This window comes from Pseudomonas linyingensis, from assembly GCF_900109175.1.
GTDB lineage: Bacteria > Pseudomonadota > Gammaproteobacteria > Pseudomonadales > Pseudomonadaceae > Geopseudomonas > Geopseudomonas linyingensis.
Genome location: NZ_FNZE01000006.1, coordinates 78,846 through 97,472, shown reverse-complemented (window position 1 = coordinate 97,472; position 18,627 = coordinate 78,846). Strand labels below are relative to the sequence as shown.

The following is an 18,627-nucleotide window of genomic DNA, read 5'->3' as shown; positions in this document are numbered from 1 at the left end:
CCGGGGAGCAGAGCTACTTCTGCTCGGCCTGATCGATCACCAGCACCTGCTCGCCCGCCTCGGCGGTCTTCAGCACGGCGCTCTGGCCGATCCATTCGCCGGCCATCGGGCTGCCGGCACGGGAGATGCGCGCCACCAGCTGGATCTCGGCGAAGTTGGACAGCTTGAGCTGCGGCATCATCGCGTCGGCATCGGACAGACTGACCTCCACCGGCAGGTCGGAGACCTTCAGACGCTTGGCCGCCAGCGGCATCGGCGGGCCGGAGGCGGCGCGGGCGAAGATGAACAGGCTGTCGTCCGGCTGCACCTTGTCGGCCAGTTGCGGGGCCAGGCTGACCTTGACCTTGAGCTGCACCGCCGCCACCGTGACAGGGGCCTCCGGCACCTGCTCGCCGCGGGCGACCAACTGCTCGCGGGCACGCTCGATGCCGCCCTGGATCGCCTCGCGCGACGGATCGTTGGGCTCCAGCACGCCGACCAGGCGCTGCCAGTAGCCCATGGCGTCGGCGAAGCGCTGCTCCTCGAAGGCGGCGATGCCGAGCAGGCCGAGGGTGGTGACCTCCTGCGGATCGAGCTTGAGCGCTTCCTCGCTGAGGCTGCGCACCTGCGCGGTGAACTTCTGCCCTTCGGCGAAGTACAGCGCCTGCGCCCACTGGCCGAGCAGCTCCGGCTGGCGACCGGCCACCTCGGCGGCGCGGGCGAAGGCCTTTGCGGCGTCCTGGGGACGCTGCTGGGCCATGTAGGTGCGGCCGAGGAAGTACCAGGCCTCGGCCTGATCCGGCTGCAGGCGAACCGTCTCCTCCAGGCGCGCAGTCATCTCCTCGATGTTCTGCGGCGCGGTGGCCAGCTCGCTGCGCAGCTTAAGCGCATCGCTGGCGCCCCAGTGCAGATACAGGCCGAGACCGGCCAGCGGCACCAGCAGGGCCATGACCAGCGGCAGCCAGCGGCCCAGCACGCGACGCGTGCCTTCGGCCTGCTCGGCATCGGCCAGCAGCTCGCGGGCGGCCTCGCTGCGGCCGGCATCCAGCTGGGCGGCATCCAGCGCGCCGGCGGCATGCTGAGCGTCCAGTTCGGCGATGCGCTCCTGATACAGGGCGACGTTGAGGGCGGTGCGGTCTTCCTCGGCCTGGGCACGGCGGCCACGCAGCAGCGGAATCAGCACGAAGGCGAGCGCTGCCAGCAGCAGCACTCCGGCGGCAAGCCAGAAAGCGGTCATTTATCAGCCTTGGTGTTGTCGACAGAGCTCTGGTCGCCAGAGTTCTTGTGAACAGAATTCTTCAGCAGTTGGTCAAGGCGCGCACGCTCCTCGGCGGAGAGATCGCTGCCGGCATTGCCGGACGCCGCGGCCCCACCAGGCGCAGCGGGACGCCGACGGCGCAGGACGATCAGCGCCAGCACGCCCAGGCCGCCGCCGAGCATCAGCCAGGGGCCGTACCAGAGCAGCCAGGTGCGGGCGTTGACCGGCGGGTTGTAGCGCACGAAGTCGCCGTAGCGGTCGACCAGATAGTCGACGATCTCGTCGTCGCTCTTGCCCTCGCCGAGCATGCGGTGGATCTCGCGGCGCAGGTCCATGGCGATCGGCGCGTCGGAGTCGGCGATGTTCTGGTTCTGGCACTTCGGGCAGCGCAGCTCCTCGGTGAGGGTGCGGTAGCGGGCGCGGTCACCGTCGTCCTTGAACTCGTAGGTGTCGATGGCCGCCTGGGCGCCCAGCGACAGGCTCAGGCCCAGCAGGCCGGCGCCCAGCCAGCGCTTGCTCAGCAGACGCTTCATTGGCCAGCCTCGTCGAGCAGTTCGCGGTATAGCGGCGCCAGTTGCTCGCGCCAGACCCGTTCGTCGATGGCGCCGACGAACTTGTGGCGGATGATGCCGTCCTTGTCGATCAGGAAGGTTTCCGGTGCGCCGTAGACGCCCAGGTTGATGCCCAGACTGCCCTGCGGGTCCTCGACGTTGAAGCGGTAGGGATTGCCCAGCTCGGTCAGCCAGCGGCGTGCGGCGTCGCCGTCGTCCTTGTAGTTGATCCCATAGACCGCCACGCCCTGTCCGGCCAGGCGGTTGAGCATCTGGTGCTCGGCCCGGCAGGTGGGGCACCAGGTCGCCCAGACGTTGACCAGCGCCGGCTGCCCCTTGAAGTCGGCGGTGCCCAGGCTGCGCGCCGGGTCCTCCAGCGATGGCAGGGAGAACGCGGGCAGCGGCTTGCCGATCATCGTCGAACCGATATCTTTCGGATCCAGCGAGAGGCCCTTGTAGAGAAAGCCCGCCAGCACCAGGAAGCCGACCAGCGGCAGCAACAGCAACAGACGTCGATTCATGCTCGAGCTCCAGTCATGCCCAGGGCCTCGCGGGCCTTGGTGGTCACCTTGACCCGGTAGCGACGGTCGAGGGCGGCGAGGAAGCCGCCGAGGCCCATCAGCAGGCCGCCCAGCCAGATCCAGCGCACGAACGGCTTGACGTGCAGGCGCACGGCCCAGGCGCCGTCTTCCAGCGGCTCGCCGAGGGCCACGTAGAGGTCGCGGGTGAAGCCGGCGTCGATGCCGGCCTCGGTCATCGGCATCTGCTGCACGGTGTACAGGCGCTTCTCCGGATGCAGCACGGCGATCTCGCGGCCGTCCTCCAGCACATGCACGGTGGCGCGGTCAGCGCTGTAGTTGGGGCCTTCATGGTGCTGGGCGCCGTCGAAGACGAACTGGTAGCCGCCCACCTCGACCGACTCGCCCGGTGCCATGCGCAGGTCACGCTCCAGGGCGTACTGGCTGGACAGCACCACGCCCAGGGCGCACACGGCGATGCCCAGGTGGGCGATCTGCATGCCCCAGTAGCTGCGCGACAGACCGGCGATACCCTTGACCAGCCCCTTGTGGCGGGTCTTGCCGTGCAGGTCGCGCAGGCCGGCGAGCACCACCCAGGCGGCCAGCAGGCAGGTGGCCAGCACCGCCCAGTGGAAATCGCCGAACAACCAGGCGCCGAGCAGGCCGAGCGCGCCACTGGCGATCAGCACCGGCATCAGCATGCCGCCCAACCACTGCAGCGGGGTTTCCTTCCAGCGCACCAGCACGCCGACGCCGAGCGCCAGCATGAGGATCGCCATCAGCGGCAGGAACAGCGCGTTGAAGTACGGCGGGCCGACCGACAGCTTGGCGCCGGTCAGCGCATCCAGCACCAGCGGATACAGGGTGCCGAGCAGGATCGTCGCGCAGGCCACCACCAGGATCAGGTTGTTGGCCAGCAGCAGGGTCTCCCGCGACCACAGGCCGAAACCGACGACGCTCTTGACCACCGGGGCGCGCAGGGCGAACAGGGTCAGCGAGCTGCCGACCACGAACAGCAGGAAGATCAGGATGAAGGTGCCGCGCTCGGGATCGGCGGCGAAGGCGTGCACCGAGGTCAGCACGCCGGAACGCACCAGGAAGGTCCCCAGCAGGCTCAGCGAGAAGGCGGCGATGGCCAGCAGCACCGTCCAGCTCTTGAACACGCCACGCTTCTCGGTCACCGCCAACGAGTGGATCAGCGCGGTGCCGACCAACCAGGGCATGAACGAGGCGTTTTCCACCGGGTCCCAGAACCACCAGCCGCCCCAGCCCAGTTCGTAGTAGGCCCACCAGGAGCCGAGCACGATGCCGATGCCGAGGAAGGCCCAGGCGACGATGGTCCACGGCCGCGACCAGCGCGCCCAGGCGGCGTCGAGACGGCCGCCGAGCAGCGCAGCGATGGCGAAGGCGAACACCACCGAGAAGCCGACGTAGCCCATGTACAGCATCGGCGGGTGGACGATCAGGCCGAAGTCCTGCAGCAGCGGGTTGAGGTCGCGACCATCCGCCGGCGCGTTGGGCAGCAGGCGCTCGAAGGGGTTGGAGGTCACGATCAGGAACAGCAGGAAGCCGACGCTGATCATGCCCATCACGCCGAGCACGCGGGCCAGCATCACCTCCGGCAGCTGGCGCGAGAAGATCGACACGGCGAAGGTCCAGGCGCCGAGGATCAGCGCCCACAACAGCAGCGAGCCCTCGTGGGCGCCCCACACCGCGCTGAACTTGTAGAACCACGGCAGCGCGCTGTTGGAGTTCTTGGCCACGTAGGCCACCGAGAAGTCGTCGACCAGGAAGGCCTGGGTCAGGCACAGGAAGGAGAACAGCAGGAAGGCGAACTGCCCCCAGGCAGCCGGCTGGGCCAAACTCATCCACTGGCGATCGCCACGCCAGGCGCCGACCATCGGCAGGGTCGCCTGCACCACGGCCAGGCACAAGGCGAGGATCATGGCCAGGTGGCCGAGTTCGGGGATCATTGCCCACCTCCCATCTTGCCGCCGGCACTGGCCGGCATGGCGCCTTCGGGCTGCTTGCCGCTTTCCTTCAGCGCCTTGGTCACCTCGGGCGGCATGTAGTTCTCGTCGTGCTTGGCCAGCACCTCGTCGGCGACCAACACGCCGTCGGCATTCAGGCGGCCGAGGGCGACGATGCCCTGCCCTTCGCGGAACAGGTCGGGAAGGATGCCGCGGTAGCGGATGGTCACATCCTGGGCATAGTCGGTCACCACGAACTGCACGTCCAGCGAGTCGGCCGAGCGGCTCACCGAGCCTTCCTTGACCATACCGCCGGCACGGATGCGCGCATCCTGCGGCGCCTCTCCAGCAGCGATCTGCGTCGGCGTGTAGAACAGATTGATGTTCTGCTGCAACGCACTCAGCGCCAGGCCCACAGCGACGCCGACCCCGGCGAGGATCCCGAGGATGATGAACAGGCGTTTCTTGCGTAGCGGATTCATGGCTTGCTCTCCCGGCGCAGACGGCGCGCCTCGTCTTGCAGGTAACGGCGGCGCGCCAGGATCGGCAGCGCGACGTTCAGGGCCAGGACCGCCAGGCTGATGCCGTAGGAGGTCCAGACGTACAGGCCATGCTTGCCCATGGCGAGAAAATCGGCGAAGGACTCGAAACTCACAGGCTACGCTCCACTTCGGCTTTGACCCAACTGGCCCGCGACTCGCGCTTGAGCACCTCGAGGCGCATGCGCAGCAGCAGGCTGACGGCGAAGAAGCAGTAGAAACCGAGCACCATGATCAACAGCGGCACCCACATCTCCGCCGGCATCGCCGGTTTCTCGGTGATCTTGAAGGTGGCCGGCTGGTGCAGGGTATTCCACCAGTCCACCGAGTACTTGATGATCGGGATGTTGATCACCCCGACGATGGCCAGCACCGCGCAGGCCTTGGCGGCGCTGTCGCGGTTGCTGATCGACTGGCCGAGGGCGATCACCCCGAAGTAGAGGAACAGCAGGATCAGCATGGCGGTCAGCCGGGCATCCCAGACCCACCAGGCGCCCCAGGTCGGCTTGCCCCACACCGCGCCGGTGAGCAAGGCGACGAAGGTCATCCAGGCGCCGATCGGCGCGGCGCACTGCAGGGCGACGTCGGCCAGCTTCATCTTCCACACCAGGCCGACCACCCCGGCCACCGCCAGCATGACGTAGCAGGACTGGGCGAGGATCGCCGCCGGCACGTGGATGTAGATGATCCGGAAGCTGTTGCCCTGCTGGTAGTCCGGCGGCGCGAAAGCCAGGCCCCACACCGTGCCGACGCCGATCAGCAGCGCCGCCGCCAGGCTCAGCCAGGGCAACCAGCGACCGCTGATGTCGTAGAACCATTTGGGCGAGCCCAGCTTGTGAAACCACGTCCAATTCATAGAAACCGCCTTGAAACTGCTGCGCGTATGTTCACTCATTCGCCGACGCTGATGGTCAGGCCGGCGGCGATGGCAAAGGGAGTCAGGGTTACCGCCAGGGCGGTGAGGCTGGCTAGCCACAACAGCTGGCCGACCGCCGGCAATCCTTGCAGAGCCGCCTGCAACGCCCCGCTGCCGAGAATCAGCACCGGGATGTACAGCGGCAGGATCAGCAGCGCGAGCAGCAGGCCACCGCGCTTGAGACCGACGGTCAGCGCCGCGCCGACCGCGCCGAGCAGGCTGAGGATCGGCGTGCCGAGCAGCAGGGAGAGCAGCAGCACCGGCAGGCAGCGCGCCGGCAGGCCGAGCATCAGCGCCAGCAGGGGCGCCAGCAGGACCAGCGCCAGACCGGAAAACAGCCAGTGTGCCAGCACCTTGGCCAGCACCAGAAGGGGCAGCGGGTGCGGCGAAAGGACCCACTGCTCGAGCGAGCCGTCCTCGAAATCGCTGCGGAACAGGCCGTCCAGCGACAGCAGCACGGCGAGCAGCGCGGCGACCCACACCAGCCCCGGCGACAGGGTTTCCAGCAGCTTGCTCTCCGGCCCCACGGCCAGCGGGAACAGCGCCACGACGATGGCGAAGAACACCAGCGGGTTGAGCAGCTCGGCCGGGCGACGGAACAGCAGGCGCGCCTCGCGGCTCAGCAACTGGGTGAACACGTTACTCATCGGCGGTGCTCCCGGCCTGGGCCAGGTCCAGCTCGCGGTAGCCGGCCGGCTTGCGCGTCAGGCTATGGTGGGTGGTCAGCACCACCATGCCGCCCTGCTCGCAGTGGCGGGCCAGATGCTCCTCGAGCTGGGCCACGCCGTGCTTGTCGAGAGCGGTGAAGGGTTCGTCGAGGACCCACAGCGGCGGCGCATCCAGGTACAGGCGCGCCAAGGCCACGCGGCGCTGCTGGCCGGCGGACAGGGTATGGCAGGGCACATCCTCGAAGCCGCGCAGGCCGACCGCCTCCAGCGCCCGCCAGATCGCCTCGCGCGATTCGGGGGTATGCAGGGCGCACAGCCAGGCGAGGTTTTCCTCGGGACTGAGCAGGCCCTTGATGCCGGCGGCATGGCCGACCCACAGCAGGTTGCGGGTCAGCTCGCCACGCTGCTCGGCCAGCGGTTTGCCGGCCAGGCGGATCTCGCCTTCGGTGGGCTGCATCAGCCCGGCCAACAGGCGCAGCAGGCTGGTCTTGCCGCTGCCGTTGGGGCCGGCGATCTGCAGCATCTCGCCGGCGTGCAGGGCGAAGTCGAGCCGCTCGAACAGCATGCGCAGGTCCCGCTCACAGGCGAGCGCAACAGCTTCGAGAAAGGGACTGGTCACTGCATGGCTACCCGTCGGCGGAGCAATCGAAAGCGGCGACCGGGGCGTGCCCCAGCCAGGTCGGGGCGCATTATACATGGCGTCCCAGAGGGCCGGAGATCGTATTTTCGACAGCTTATGACGGGCTTAAGGATGAGCTGCGACCGACTGTCGCAGCTCATCCACAAGGCTGAAATCAGCCGCCGAGCCGCGGCATCGCCTGCGCGGCGATCATCTGCTCGACGAAGAACTCCAAGTGACCGCGCGGGTTGGCCGGCAGCGGCCAGCCGTCGACCTTCTCGGCCAGCGCCGCGAAGGCCAGGGCGGCGCGACTGCGCGGCAATATCTCGAGCAGCGGACGCTGGCGCTGCACCGCGCGGCGCAGGGCGTCGTCGAAGGGAATCGCGCCCACATAGTCCAGCACCACGCCGGCCAGCGGCTCGCTGAGGCGCAGCAGACGCTCGTGCAACGCCCGGCCTTCCTGCTGGGCGAAGGTCATGCTGACCAGCAGGCGGAAACGGGTCATGCCGTATTGCTCGTTGAGGCGCCGCAGCAGGACCAGCGCATCGGCCTGGGCCGCCGGCTCGTCGTTGACCACCAGCAACGCCTCGCTGGCCGCCTGCAGCATGCTCGATACGCCGAGACCGATGCCCGGCGCGGTGTCGATCAGCAGCACATCCGGCAGCTCCGGCAGCTCGCTGAAGGCGCGGATCAGGCCGGCCAGTTGACGCGCACTCGGCTCGGCCACCGCGCCCGCCGCGGCCGAACCGGCGATCACCTGCACGCCGCCCGGTCCGCCCAGCAGGGCATCGGCCAGACGGCAGCGCCCGGCCAGGACGTCCTGCAGCGTGTGCCGCGGGGTCAGACCGAGCGCGGTATCGACGTTGGGCAGGGCGAAACTGGCATCCAGCAACATCACCCGCCGCCCGCGCGCCGCCAGCGCCCAGGCGAGGTTGATCGCCGTCTGGGTCTTGCCGACGCCGCCCTTGCCGCTGGCGATGGCGATCACCTGCACGGGCCTGGGCAGAGCCTTGGCCAGGCCCACACGCGCTCCCACAGACTGGCAGCCCACTAGAGTTCCCCTTCCTCGTCGTCGCGCCGGCCCATGCCGTATTTGCGCATCTTCTCCACCAGCGTGGTACGCCGCACCCGCAGGTGCTCGGCGGCGCGCGCCACCACCCCGCCGGCATCATCCAGCGCCTGCTGGATCAGCGAACGCTCGAGGCTGTTCAGGTAGTCCTTGAGATCCAGGCCACCGACCGGCAGCAGCGCCGGCGCATCCAGCCCCGGCAGGCTGCCTTCCGCCAGCCCCCGCGATTCGGCGGCCTCGCCATACGAGCCGTCGCTCTGGCGCGCTGTCTCGTCGTCGATATGGCGAAACTTCTTCGGCAGCTCGGCGACGCCGATCACCCCGTAGGGATGCATGATCGCCAGGCGCTCGACCAGATTGGCCAGCTCGCGCACGTTGCCGCGCCAGTCGTGGCGACACAGCGACATCAAGGCCGCCGAACTGAAGCGGATCGAGCCGCGCTTCTCATGTTCCAGGCGGGCGATCAGCTCGTTGATCAGCAGCGGGATGTCTTCGACCCGCTCGCGCAGCGGCGGCAGCTCGATGGAAAACTGGTTGAGGCTGTAGTAGAGATCGTCGCGCAGGCTGCCCTCGGCCACGCGCTGCTCCAGGTCGTGCCGACTGGCCGCGATCACCCGCACGTCGATCGGATGCTCTTCCTCGCTGCCGAGACGCTTGAAGCGGCCCTCCTGCAGCACCCGCAGCAGACGCACCTGCAGGTCCGCCGGCAGGTCGGCCACCTCGTCGATGTACAGCGTGCCCCCCGCCGCCAGTTCGAGGCGCCCCTTGTGGCTGGAGATGGCGCCAACGAAGGCGCCGGGCTCGTAGCCGAACAGCTCGCTCTCCACCAGCTCGGGAGCGATCGCCGTGCAGCTGAACGGCACGAACGGGAACTCGCGGCGACCGGAGTGGTAATGCAGGTTGCGCGCCACCACCTCCTTGCCGGTGCCGGACTCGCCGAGCAGCAGCACGCCGACCTCGGTGCCGGCCACCTGCTGCATCTGCTGGCGCACCTGCTGGATCACCCGACTGGTGCCGACCAGGCTGCGGAACAGGTTGGATTCGCGCTGCAACCCCCGCTCGCGGGCGACGTCGAACACCTGCTGGTAGACCTGGGCGCGATGCAGCGAGTCGAGCAGCTGGTTGTAGCTCGGCGGCATGTCGAGGCGCGCCAGCACGCGGCGGCGCAACGCTTCCGGCCAGTCGGCCGTGGCCTGCTCGCCGATCAGCAGCAGCGGCAGATTCTCCGTCGGCGCGCCCAGCTGCTTGAGCAGGCGCGGGGCGCCGCCCTTGCTGTCGACCTGGCCGAGCAGCACGCAGGACAGCTGATGGGACTCCAGCGGGGCCAGCACGGCGGCGCAGTCGCTGCTGCTGCAGCTGCTGCATGGCTCGCCGAGAAAATCCAGGATTACCGCCAGGTCATGGCGGCGTTGCAGGTTGTCGTCGATCAGCAGGATTCGGGATTCACGCCACATGATTGCTCGGCTTGAGACTGGCTGGAGAGGCTGCCGGGGCGCGTCTTGTTCACGGCGTTCGGCAGGTGCACTCGAAGAGTGCACGCAGTAAAGCCAAAAGGCTGGCGTCAGTCAATTTTATGACATGTTTTTCGCCTTGCCGCTGCCATTCTTGCGAACTCGCTCTATTCCGGGCCTCGTGTTCCGTCAGCCGCGACGGGCGCAGCCGGCGATGCGCCGTCGGCGTCAGATTCCGGTGGCGGCTCGGCCGCCGGCTGGGCCTCGCCCTGCATCTGCTCCTGCACCACCGCCTCGTCGACGCGCGGATCGAGGGCCACCGACAACGGCGAGCCGGCCATCGCCACCGGCACGGCGACGTGGCCGAGCGGTGCCTCGTCGACCCGGTGCAGGCCGCGCACGTCCTGCGGGCGCACCCGCCACACCAGCACCAGCGCGCAGGCGCCGATGAACAGGTACAGCAGCCGCGGCACCCCCCGGTTCATCAGCTCGCCGGCAACCAGCGGACCGATGCAGGCGCCGACGCCGAACACCACCAGCAGCATCGCCGACAGGGCGACGCGGCGCTCCTGCTCGACGTGGTCGTTGGACAGCGCCACGGCCAGCGGATAGAGGGCGAACAGCAGCAGACTGACGACAAAACCCACGGCCAGCATCATCGGCAGCGGTGGCCGCGGCAGCAGGCCCAGCGGCAGCACGGTGAGCACCAGGGCCACGGCGATCAGGCGGATCAGCAGGCTGCGGTCGAAGCGGTCGGACAGCCTACCGAGCGGTGCCTGCACCACCAGGCCGGCGAACACGCAGGTGGTCATGAACAGACCGACCTCGCGGGTATCCAGCCCCTGGGCCTGGGCGTAGATCGGCCCGAGACCGTAGAAGGCGCCGATCGCCAGGCCGGCCATGGCCACCGTGGTCAGCGACTGCGGCACTCGCCGCAGGAAGAAGAGCGGCTCCAGCGGCGCCGGCGTGAGCGGCGCGGGGTGGATGCTGCGGGTGGTCGCCACCGGCACCAGGCACAGCGCGAAGCACAGCGCCACCATCAGCAGCGGTTCCAGACCGAGGCCGGGGCGCAGCACCAGCACCAGTTGACCGAGCGCAAGGCCCAGGTAGCTGGCCGTCATGTAGATCGAGAACACCCGGCCGCGCTTGCGCGGCTCGGCCTGCTCGTTGAGCCAGCTCTCCACCACCATGAACTGGCACATCATGCTCAGACCGATGAGAAAGCGCAGCGGCAGCCAGGCGCCGATCCACTCGAACAGACCATGGGCGATCACCGCGGCGGTCACCACCCCGCCGGCGGCGACATAGGCGCGCACGTGGCCGACCTGGGCGATCAGCCGATGACCGAACTTGCCGCCCAGCACCAGCCCGGCGTAGTGGGCGGCCATCAGCCAGCCGGCCTGACTGGCCGCGCCCGCGGCGGCCAGACGCAGGGCCAGGTAGGTGGTCAGCAGGCCGGAGCCGAGCAGCATCAGCAGGGTGGCGGTGTACAGCGAGGGGAAAGCGAACATCGAACGGGGCATGCATCCTCCAGAGGCAGCCGGCCAGTGCCGGCGGTTCGGCCCTCAGGCCGGTGATCCGTGGCTCCCCCGCAGGCCTCGCGCGACAGTCCGGGTCTGGTTCCGACCGGCGTCAGCCGCGTCGGTTCACAACTGCGGCGCCAGCACGCGCCGCTCCCAGGGGGTGATCTCCTCGAGGAAGCTGGCCAGCTCCAGCGCCTTGCTGGCCAGGTAGCCGTCGACGAACTCGTCGCCGAACAGCTCGCGGGCCAGGCTGCTGCGCTGCAGGCGATGCAGCGCCTCGTTCATGCTGCTGGGCAGGCGCAGGGCGTCCGGCACCTGGAATTCGCCGCGCGCCGGCAGCGACGGATGCAGGCCGCGCACCAGGCCGTAGAGGCCGGCGCCGAGGCTGGCGGCCAGGGCCAGGTAGGGGTTGGCGTCGGCGCCCGGCAGACGGTTCTCCACCCGTCGCGCCTCCGGGCCGCTGGCCGGGATGCGCAGGCCGGCGGCGCGGTTGTCGTAGGCCCAGCAGACGTTGTTCGGCGAGGCGTAGGGATGGGCCAGGCGATGGTAGGAGTTGACGTTCGGCGCCAGCAGCAGGGTCAGCTCGGCTAGTCCCGCCTGCAGGCCGCCGATGAACTGGGCGAAGGCCGGCGTCGCCTCGCCGTCGGCAGCGCTGAACAGGTTGCGCCCGGACGCGTCGACCAAGCTCTGGTGGATGTGCATCGAGCTGCCCGGCACGCCGCCGAGCGGCTTGGCCATGCACACCGCGATCAGCCCGTGCTGGAGCGCCACCTCGTGCAGCAGGTGCTTGAACAGGAAGGTCTGGTCGGCCAGCTGCAGGGCATCGCCGTGGGGGAAGTTGATCTCGAACTGGCTGACGCCCATCTCGTGCATGAAGGTGTCGCGCGGCAGGCCGAGCGCCGCCATGCAGCGGTAGACCTCGGCGAAGAACGGCCGCAGGCCGTTGCTGGAAGCCACGGTGAAGGCCGAGGCACCGACTTCGCGGCGCCCGTCCAGGCCCAGCGGTGGCAGGAAGGGTTCGCGCGGGTCGGGATTGGGGGCGAAGATGAAGAACTCCACCTCGGTGGCCACCACCGGAGTGATCCCCAGCGCCGCGTAGTCGGCCAGCACCCGGCGCAACAGGCCGCGGGTGGACAGCCCGCAGGGCCGGCCGTCGACCTCCAGCGCATCGCAGATGGCCAGCGCGCGCGGCGGCTCGCTCCACGGCAGGATGTGCACCTGTTGCGGATCGGCGTGCAAGGCCAGGTCGCCGTCGTCGCCGCCGTAGAAGCTCGCCGGCGGATAGCCGCCCATCAGGCACTGCAGCAGCACGCCGCGCGCCAGCTGCAGGCGGCGCCCGGAGAGGAAGCCCTCGACCGTCATCGTCTTGCCACGCGGGATGCCGTTGAGGTCCGGCGTCACGCACTCGATCTCCTCGACCGCCGCCAACCGTTCGGCGAACAGCAGCAACTCTTCCGGGCTTTTCATCATCGCAATCCTTTCATGGGCCGACCCGCGCCACGCCGCAGGCCGGCTGCCCAACGCAGGCGTACAAAATTCTCACCACTCGTGCAGAATTTCAAGCGCCGTCACGGAGTGCACACACCGCGCTGGGCACTCTGCGCCAGATCCTGCAGCTCGCGGTTGGCCACCGCGTACACCGCGTAGTCGCTGCCACTGGCGGCGCGCAGCTCGGCGAGCAGGTTGCGCCAGCGCGCCACCAGCGGCTGGTTCTGGGCCAGCCACAGGGTCAGCCGATTGTCGATTTCCAGCGGTCCCTCGGCCATCTGCAGCACCGCGATGGTGATCGCCCGCTGCTGCCAGTCGAGGTCGTCGCGCAGCGATTCGCGGGCCAGCGCCTGCCAGTTGTTCTCCACCGGCAGGGCGTTGAGCTGCTGCAGGTACCAGCCCAGCTCCAGTTCGGCGCCGATGCCGAAGTAGCAGGCGGCCACCCGCATCGGCGGCTGCCCGGTGACATCGGCCGCCTCGATGATCGGCAGCAGGGTGTACAGGTGGCTGCAGCCGGCCAGCCGCCGGGCCAGCTCGGCCGGCACGCCGGCCTCCGCCAGTTCCTCGCGGCGCAACTGGCAGGCCTCGCGGGCCGGGCCTTCGAGCAGCTCCTCGAGGTTCGCGGTCAGCTCGCTGACGCAGGGCGCGAAGTGCTCGACGTCGCGCGCCAGGTCCAGCTCGGTACGCCGGTTGCGCAGCAGCCAGCGGGTGGCGCGCCGGCCCAGGCGCATCAGCTCCTCCATCAGCCCCAGCTGCAGCTCGGCATCCACCCGGTAGTCGAGCGCCTCGATCTGCTGCCAGTAGTTCGGCAGGTCGAACAGGTCGCGCACCACCACCCAGCCGCCGGCGATGTGCGCCGCCGACAGGCCGGTGGACTCGTTGAGGCGCTGAACGAAGGTCACCCCCATGTGGTCGACCAGATCGTTGGCGATGCGCGTGCTGACGATCTCGCGGCGCAGGCGGTGATGCTCCAGAGCGGCGGCGAAGCGCTGCACCAGCAGCGGCGGGAAGGCGTCGTGGAGTTCCTCGCACAGGTAGGCGTCGTCCACCAGCGGCGAATGCAGCAGCGATTCCTTGAGGTCGAACTTGCTGTAGGACAGCAGCAGCGCCAGCTCCGGGCGGGTCAGCGCCTGGCCCTGGGCGCCCCGCGCGTTCAGTTCGTCATCGGCAGGGAGAAACTCCAGGGCGCGATCGAGCCGGCCGCGGCTCTCCAGATCCGCCATCAGCCGGCGGTACTCGCCGAGCCGGCCGCGGGTATGCCGCTGCGCCAGCGACAGCGCCTGGGCCTGCCGATAGCTGGTGGTCAGCACCAGCGTCGCCACCGCCTCGGTCATCTCGCGCAGCAGCGCGTTGCGCTGCTGGAGGGTCAGCTCGCCGGCGCGCATCACCTCGCCGAGGAGGATCTTGATGTTGACCTCGTGGTCGGAGCAGGTCACCCCGCCGGCATTGTCGATGAAGTCGGTGTTGCAGGCACCGCCGTGCAGGCAGTACTCGACGCGGCCGAGCGGGGTCAGGCCGAGGTTGCCGCCCTCGCCCACCACCTTGCAGCGCAGCTCGCGCCCGTCGACGCGCAGGCCGTCGTTGGCCTTGTCGCCGACCTCCATGTGGCTCTCGCGGCTGGACTTGACGTAGGTGCCGATGCCGCCGTTCCACAGCAGGTCCACCGGCGCGCGCAGCAGTGCGCTGATCAGCTCGTTGGGCGCCAGCCGCTCGGCGTCGATGGCCAGCCGCGCACGCACTTCGGGACTGATCTCGATGCTCTTGGCGCTGCGCGGGAACACCCCGCCCCCGGGCGAGATCAACGCGGCGTCGTAGTCCGCCCAGCTCGAGCGCGGCAACGCGAACAGCCGCTGGCGCTCGGCGAAGCTCGCCGCCGGGTCGGGATCGGGGTCGAGGAAGATGTGCTGGTGGTTGAAGGCGCCGACCAGCAGCAGCTGTTCCGAGCGCAGCAGGCCGTTGCCGAACACGTCGCCGGCCATGTCGCCGATGCCGACCACGCTGATCGGCTCCTGCTGCACGTCGACGCCGCGCTCGCGGAAATGCCGCTGCACGCCGACCCAGGCGCCGCGCGCGGTGATGCCCATGCCCTTGTGGTCGTAGCCGGCCGAGCCGCCGGAGGCGAAGGCATCGCCGAGCCAGAAGTCGTAGTCGGCGGACAGCGCATTGGCGATGTCGGAGAAGCTGGCGGTACCCTTGTCCGCCGCCACCACCAGGTAGGGATCGTCCTCGTCGTGGCGCACCACCTGCGCCGGCGGCACCACCCGGCCCTCCTTGAGGTTGTCGGTCAGATCCAGCAGGCCGCTGATGAACAGGCGGTAGCAGGCGATGGCCTCGGCCTGGATCTCGTCGCGGGTACCGCCGGCCGGCAGGCGCCGCGGCACGAAGCCGCCCTTGGCGCCGACCGGCACGATCACCGCGTTCTTCACCTGCTGGGCCTTGACCAGGCCGAGCACCTCGGTGCGGTAGTCCTCCTCGCGGTCCGACCAGCGCAGGCCGCCGCGCGCGACCTTGCCGCCGCGCAGATGCACGCCCTCGACCCGCGGCGAGTAGACGAAGATCTCGTAGCGCGGCACCGGCCGCGGCATCTCGGCGATCTGCTGCGGATCGAGCTTGAAGCTGAAGTAGTCCTTGGCACCGCCGTCGGCGGCGTTCTGGTAGAAGTTGCTGCGCAGGGTGGCACGGATCAGCTCCAGGTAGCGGCGCAGGATGCGGTCCTCGTTGAGCACCTGGACCTGCTCCAGCGCGCCGAGGATGGCCTGCTCCAGACGCTGCTGCTTGTCCGCCAGCTCCTCGGCGGACAGCTTGCGCGCCAGGTAGAAGCGGGTCTTGAACAGGCGCACCAGTTCGCGGGTGATGTGCGCATGATTGTTCAGGGTCGCGGCGATGTAGCCGAGATCGAAGCCCAGGCGGATCTGCTTGAGATAGCGCCCGTAGGCGCGCAGCAGCGCCGCCTCGCGCCAGGGCAGGCCGGCGTTGAGCACCAGGCGGTTGAAGCCGTCGTTCTCCGCCGCGCCGCGGACGATGTGAATGAAGGCGTCCTGCAGGGTGTCGTTGAGCTGCTGCAGGTCGACGCTGAGGCCTTCGGCGTAGGTGAAGCTGTAGTCGTGGATCCAGAACTCGCGGCCGTCCTGACGGCGCAGGCGGAACGGGTACTCGCCGTACACCCGCAGGCCGAGGTTCTCCAGGATCGGCAGCAGGTCCGACAGCGGCAGCGGGGCGTCGGCGTGGTAGATCTTGCAGTGCAGCAGCGCATCGTGCTGCAGCGACGGCTGGTAGAAACTCATCACCAGCGGCCGCTCGGCCGACAGGCTGAGCAGGTGGCGCAGGTCGACCACCGCCAGGTGCGGTTCGAAGCGTTCGCGGTAGCCCGCCGGAAAACCGCCGGCGAAGCTGGCCAACAGGTCGGTGCCCTGGGCCTCGCCGAAACTTTCCACCACCAGGCTGGCGCATTCGTCCTGCCAGCTGCGACAGGCCTGGATCACCTCCTGCTCGAGCCGCTGCGGGTCGACCTGTACGGGCTGATGCGGATCGACGCGCAGGATGAACTGCACCCGCGCCAGCACCGACTCGGAGAACCAGGTCCAGAACTCGCAGTCGCTGGCCGCCAGGCGCTGACGCAGCACCCGCTCGATCCGCAGGCGCGTCTCGGTGGAGTAGATCTCGCGCGGCACGTAGACCAGGCAGTAGCAGAAGTGCCCATAGGGATCGCGGCGCAGGAACAGGCGCAGTCGGTTGCGCTCCTGGATCTGCACTATGGCCACCGCGGTGGCGCAGAGATCCTCGACCGGGGTCTGGAACAGATCGTCGCGCGGCAGCACCTCGAGCACCTGCTGCAGGCTGCGCCCCAGGTGGGTGAGCGGATCGAATCCGGAGCGCTGGATCACCTCGTCCACCTTGCCGCGTACGCAGGGAATGCACCGCGCGCTCTCGGTATACACCGCGGAGGTGTACAGCCCCATGAAGCGGCACTCGCGCAGCAACTGGCCGTCGGCGTCGAACTGGCGCAGAGACACGAAGTCCGGGTAGGCCGCGCGATGCACCCGCCCCGGCTGGTCGGCCTTGGCGAACGACAGCAGACAGGGCGTGCGCAGCCAGGCCAAAGCCTGCGGCGATACCCAGCGCTGCGCCGCCGGCAACTCGTGGCGCAGGCGCCGCGACAGTCCGAGCAGCGAGGCCTCGTCGTAGACGATCAGCCCGCTGCCGTCGGCCTGCGCCTCGACCTGGAACTCCTCGTAGCCGAGGAAGGTGAAGTGGTCATCCAGCAGCCAGTCGAGGAAGCCGCGCACCTCGGCACAATCCTCGACGTGCGCCGCCAGGCAGGCCGACTCCAGAGTCGCCAGCAGCGCGTCCACCCGCGCGCGCATCGCCGCGAAGTCGGTCACCGCCAGGCGCACCTCGCCGAGCACCTCGCGCAGCGCCTTGACCAGCATGTGCTGCTCGCCAGCACTGGCGCAGCGGTCGATCTCCAGGCTGATCAGCGCCTCGCGGCTGGCGGTTTCGTCCAGCGCCCCCGGCGCGAGCAGCTCGAGCAGGCCGCCCTGGGCGTCGCGGCGCAGGCCGAGCACACAGCTCTGCAGGCTGTGGATGGTATGCCCGCGGCGGCGCAGTTCCAGCTGCAGCGAGTCGACCAGGAATGGCATGTCGGCATGCAGCACCTGCAGCACGCTGTGCGGCGACTGCCAGCCATCGCGCTCGTAGTCGGGGCTGAACAGATGCACCTGGGCGACGTCCGGATCGAAGCGCCCGAGCATACGCCAGGCCGACAGGCAGCAACCGGCCAGATCGGCCAGGCGTCGCTCGCCCAGCTCGTCGAGCGCCACGCTGGCGAAGAACTGCCGGGCGAACAACGCCACCTGCGCCAGGCCTGCTTCGCCGACCTGGCGCTCGAGCAACACCTGCAGCTGGCGGTGGAACTCGTCCCGGTCCGCTGCGCTGAAAAAGGCCATGGGCACGCTCCGCTGAATGAGGTGATCGGGTGACCGGCACGCATCGGTTCACGCTGCCGGCACGCCCCCTCATCACAAGTTAGTCGAGGCAGGGGCAGATGCATTAAAGTTGATACCCCGTCCGGCCCAAAAAGCCGGCCATTCCCTGCCGAGCCCCGACATGCCCCATCGTGACGCGCTGATCGCCCTGCGCCAGTACCTCTCCAGCCAGATCCTCGGCCAGGAAAAGCTGGTCGAACGCCTGCTGATCGCCCTGCTCGCCGACGGCCACCTACTGGTCGAGGGCGCCCCGGGGCTGGCCAAGACCAAGGCGATCAAGGATCTGGCCGCCGGCCTGGAAGCCGAGTTCCACCGCATCCAGTTCACCCCCGACCTGCTGCCGGCGGACATCACCGGCACCGAGATCTACCGTCCGGAAACCACCAGCTTCGTGTTCCAGCAGGGACCGATCTTCCACAACCTGGTACTGGCCGACGAGATCAACCGCGCCCCGGCCAAGGTGCAGTCGGCACTGCTCGAGGCGATGGCCGAGCGCCAGGTGAGCATCGGGCGCAGCACCTACAACCTGCCACCGCTGTTTCTGGTCATGGCCACGCAGAACCCGATCGAGCAGGAGGGCACCTACCCGCTGCCCGAGGCGCAGCTCGACCGCTTCCTGATGCACGTGAAGATCGGCTTTCCGGATGCCGCGGTGGAACGCAAGATCCTCCACCAGGCGCGCGGCGAGGCGATCAGCGGCGAGACCCAGCCGGAGCCGGAGCAGCGGGTCAGCCAGGAGGCGATCTTCACCGCCCGCAAGGAAATCCTCGGCCTGTACATGGCCGACGCGGTGGAGGAGTACCTGATCCAGCTGATCATGGCGACCCGCACGCCGGCGCGCTTCGACGCCGAGCTGGCCGAGTGGATCTCCTGGGGCGCCAGTCCGCGCGGCTCCATCGCCCTCGACCGCTGCGCGCGCGCCCATGCCTGGCTGGCCGGCCGCGACTTCGTCAGCCCGGAGGATATCCAGGCGGTGCTGTTCGATGTGCTGCGCCACCGCATCATCCTGTCCTTCGAGGCCGAGGCCGCCGGCATCGACCAGGACCGCGTGATCCAGCGCATCCTCGACCTGGTCGCGGTCGCCTGAGCCCGC

Annotated in this window: 15 protein-coding genes; 1 reads left to right on the top strand and 14 read right to left on the bottom strand. The window is 69.1% G+C overall.

What is annotated here, in order from left to right; translation table 11 throughout:
• Positions 1 to 13: 13 nt before the first annotated feature.
• From ccmI to BMZ19_RS09065, 14 genes are all read right to left on the bottom strand, one after another.
• The gene (gene ccmI / locus BMZ19_RS09130; RefSeq protein ID WP_090310130.1) at positions 14 to 1,216 is read right to left on the bottom strand and encodes a c-type cytochrome biogenesis protein CcmI; all 1,203 of its coding nucleotides are present in this window, start codon (positions 1,214 to 1,216) and stop codon (positions 14 to 16) included.
• Positions 1,213 to 1,770 (bottom strand): cytochrome c-type biogenesis protein, encoded by a 558-nt coding sequence (locus BMZ19_RS09125; protein ID WP_090310128.1) that lies wholly within the window; start codon positions 1,768 to 1,770, stop codon positions 1,213 to 1,215. The genes ccmI and BMZ19_RS09125 overlap by 4 nt, the downstream gene beginning before the upstream one ends.
• The gene (locus BMZ19_RS09120) at positions 1,767 to 2,309 is read right to left on the bottom strand and encodes a DsbE family thiol:disulfide interchange protein (RefSeq protein ID WP_090310126.1); all 543 of its coding nucleotides are present in this window, start codon (positions 2,307 to 2,309) and stop codon (positions 1,767 to 1,769) included. Before BMZ19_RS09120 ends, BMZ19_RS09125 begins: the two co-directional genes overlap by 4 nt.
• A complete protein-coding gene (locus tag BMZ19_RS09115) occupies positions 2,306 to 4,279 on the bottom strand; it encodes a heme lyase CcmF/NrfE family subunit (protein ID WP_090310124.1) in 1,974 nt (657 codons plus the stop codon). The genes BMZ19_RS09120 and BMZ19_RS09115 overlap by 4 nt, the downstream gene beginning before the upstream one ends.
• Positions 4,276 to 4,758: a cytochrome c maturation protein CcmE gene (gene ccmE, locus BMZ19_RS09110; protein WP_090310122.1), complete on the bottom strand. Its 483-nt coding sequence runs from the start codon at positions 4,756 to 4,758 to the stop codon at positions 4,276 to 4,278. Before ccmE ends, BMZ19_RS09115 begins: the two co-directional genes overlap by 4 nt.
• Complete coding sequence (gene ccmD / locus BMZ19_RS09105) at positions 4,755 to 4,931, bottom strand: heme exporter protein CcmD (protein WP_090310120.1); 177 nt, start codon at positions 4,929 to 4,931, stop codon at positions 4,755 to 4,757. Before ccmD ends, ccmE begins: the two co-directional genes overlap by 4 nt.
• Positions 4,928 to 5,671, bottom strand: a complete 744-nt coding sequence (locus BMZ19_RS09100; RefSeq protein WP_090310117.1) for a heme ABC transporter permease — start codon at positions 5,669 to 5,671, stop codon at positions 4,928 to 4,930. Before BMZ19_RS09100 ends, ccmD begins: the two co-directional genes overlap by 4 nt.
• Positions 5,672 to 5,706: 35 nt before the next feature.
• Positions 5,707 to 6,378 carry a heme exporter protein CcmB gene (gene ccmB / locus BMZ19_RS09095; protein ID WP_090310115.1) on the bottom strand — a complete coding sequence of 224 codons (672 nt, stop codon included), beginning with the start codon at positions 6,376 to 6,378 and terminating at the stop codon, positions 5,707 to 5,709.
• The gene (ccmA, locus tag BMZ19_RS09090; RefSeq protein WP_280142148.1) at positions 6,371 to 7,018 is read right to left on the bottom strand and encodes a cytochrome c biogenesis heme-transporting ATPase CcmA; all 648 of its coding nucleotides are present in this window, start codon (positions 7,016 to 7,018) and stop codon (positions 6,371 to 6,373) included. The genes ccmB and ccmA overlap by 8 nt, the downstream gene beginning before the upstream one ends.
• A 175-nt stretch (positions 7,019 to 7,193) precedes the next feature.
• A complete protein-coding gene (locus tag BMZ19_RS09085; protein ID WP_170847736.1) occupies positions 7,194 to 8,036 on the bottom strand; it encodes a P-loop NTPase in 843 nt (280 codons plus the stop codon).
• Positions 8,037 to 8,068: 32 nt separating this feature from the next.
• Positions 8,069 to 9,541, bottom strand: a complete 1,473-nt coding sequence (locus BMZ19_RS09080; RefSeq protein ID WP_090310111.1) for a sigma-54-dependent transcriptional regulator — start codon at positions 9,539 to 9,541, stop codon at positions 8,069 to 8,071.
• Between the two features lie 164 nt (positions 9,542 to 9,705).
• Complete coding sequence (locus tag BMZ19_RS09075; RefSeq protein ID WP_090310108.1) at positions 9,706 to 11,061, bottom strand: MFS transporter; 1,356 nt, start codon at positions 11,059 to 11,061, stop codon at positions 9,706 to 9,708.
• A gap of 123 nt (positions 11,062 to 11,184) precedes the next feature.
• On the bottom strand, positions 11,185 to 12,528 hold the full coding sequence (locus BMZ19_RS09070; RefSeq protein WP_090310106.1) for a glutamine synthetase family protein: 1,344 nt from the start codon (positions 12,526 to 12,528) through the stop codon (positions 11,185 to 11,187).
• Positions 12,529 to 12,629: 101 nt separating this feature from the next.
• A complete protein-coding gene (locus BMZ19_RS09065; protein ID WP_090310104.1) occupies positions 12,630 to 17,495 on the bottom strand; it encodes an NAD-glutamate dehydrogenase in 4,866 nt (1,621 codons plus the stop codon).
• Between the two features lie 160 nt (positions 17,496 to 17,655).
• Between BMZ19_RS09065 and BMZ19_RS09060 the strand changes: the two genes are divergently transcribed.
• A complete protein-coding gene (locus tag BMZ19_RS09060) occupies positions 17,656 to 18,621 on the top strand; it encodes an AAA family ATPase (RefSeq protein ID WP_090310101.1) in 966 nt (321 codons plus the stop codon).
• Positions 18,622 to 18,627 lie beyond the last annotated feature (6 nt).

Excerpts from the sequence above, each read along its gene's own strand:
- ccmI (WP_090310130.1), bottom strand. The coding sequence starts at position 1,216 with ATGACCGCTTTCTGGCTTGCCGCCGGAGTGCTGCTGCTGGCAGCGCTC.
- BMZ19_RS09125 (WP_090310128.1), bottom strand. The coding sequence starts at position 1,770 with ATGAAGCGTCTGCTGAGCAAGCGCTGGCTGGGCGCCGGCCTGCTGGGC.
- BMZ19_RS09120 (WP_090310126.1), bottom strand. The coding sequence starts at position 2,309 with ATGAATCGACGTCTGTTGCTGTTGCTGCCGCTGGTCGGCTTCCTGGTG.
- BMZ19_RS09115 (WP_090310124.1), bottom strand. The coding sequence starts at position 4,279 with ATGATCCCCGAACTCGGCCACCTGGCCATGATCCTCGCCTTGTGCCTG.
- ccmE (WP_090310122.1), bottom strand. The coding sequence starts at position 4,758 with ATGAATCCGCTACGCAAGAAACGCCTGTTCATCATCCTCGGGATCCTC.
- BMZ19_RS09100 (WP_090310117.1), bottom strand. The coding sequence starts at position 5,671 with ATGAATTGGACGTGGTTTCACAAGCTGGGCTCGCCCAAATGGTTCTAC.
- ccmB (WP_090310115.1), bottom strand. The coding sequence starts at position 6,378 with ATGAGTAACGTGTTCACCCAGTTGCTGAGCCGCGAGGCGCGCCTGCTG.
- BMZ19_RS09080 (WP_090310111.1), bottom strand. The coding sequence starts at position 9,541 with ATGTGGCGTGAATCCCGAATCCTGCTGATCGACGACAACCTGCAACGC.
- BMZ19_RS09075 (WP_090310108.1), bottom strand. The coding sequence starts at position 11,061 with ATGCCCCGTTCGATGTTCGCTTTCCCCTCGCTGTACACCGCCACCCTG.
- BMZ19_RS09070 (WP_090310106.1), bottom strand. The coding sequence starts at position 12,528 with ATGAAAAGCCCGGAAGAGTTGCTGCTGTTCGCCGAACGGTTGGCGGCG.
- BMZ19_RS09065 (WP_090310104.1), bottom strand. The coding sequence starts at position 17,495 with ATGGCCTTTTTCAGCGCAGCGGACCGGGACGAGTTCCACCGCCAGCTG.
- BMZ19_RS09060 (WP_090310101.1), top strand. The coding sequence starts at position 17,656 with ATGCCCCATCGTGACGCGCTGATCGCCCTGCGCCAGTACCTCTCCAGC.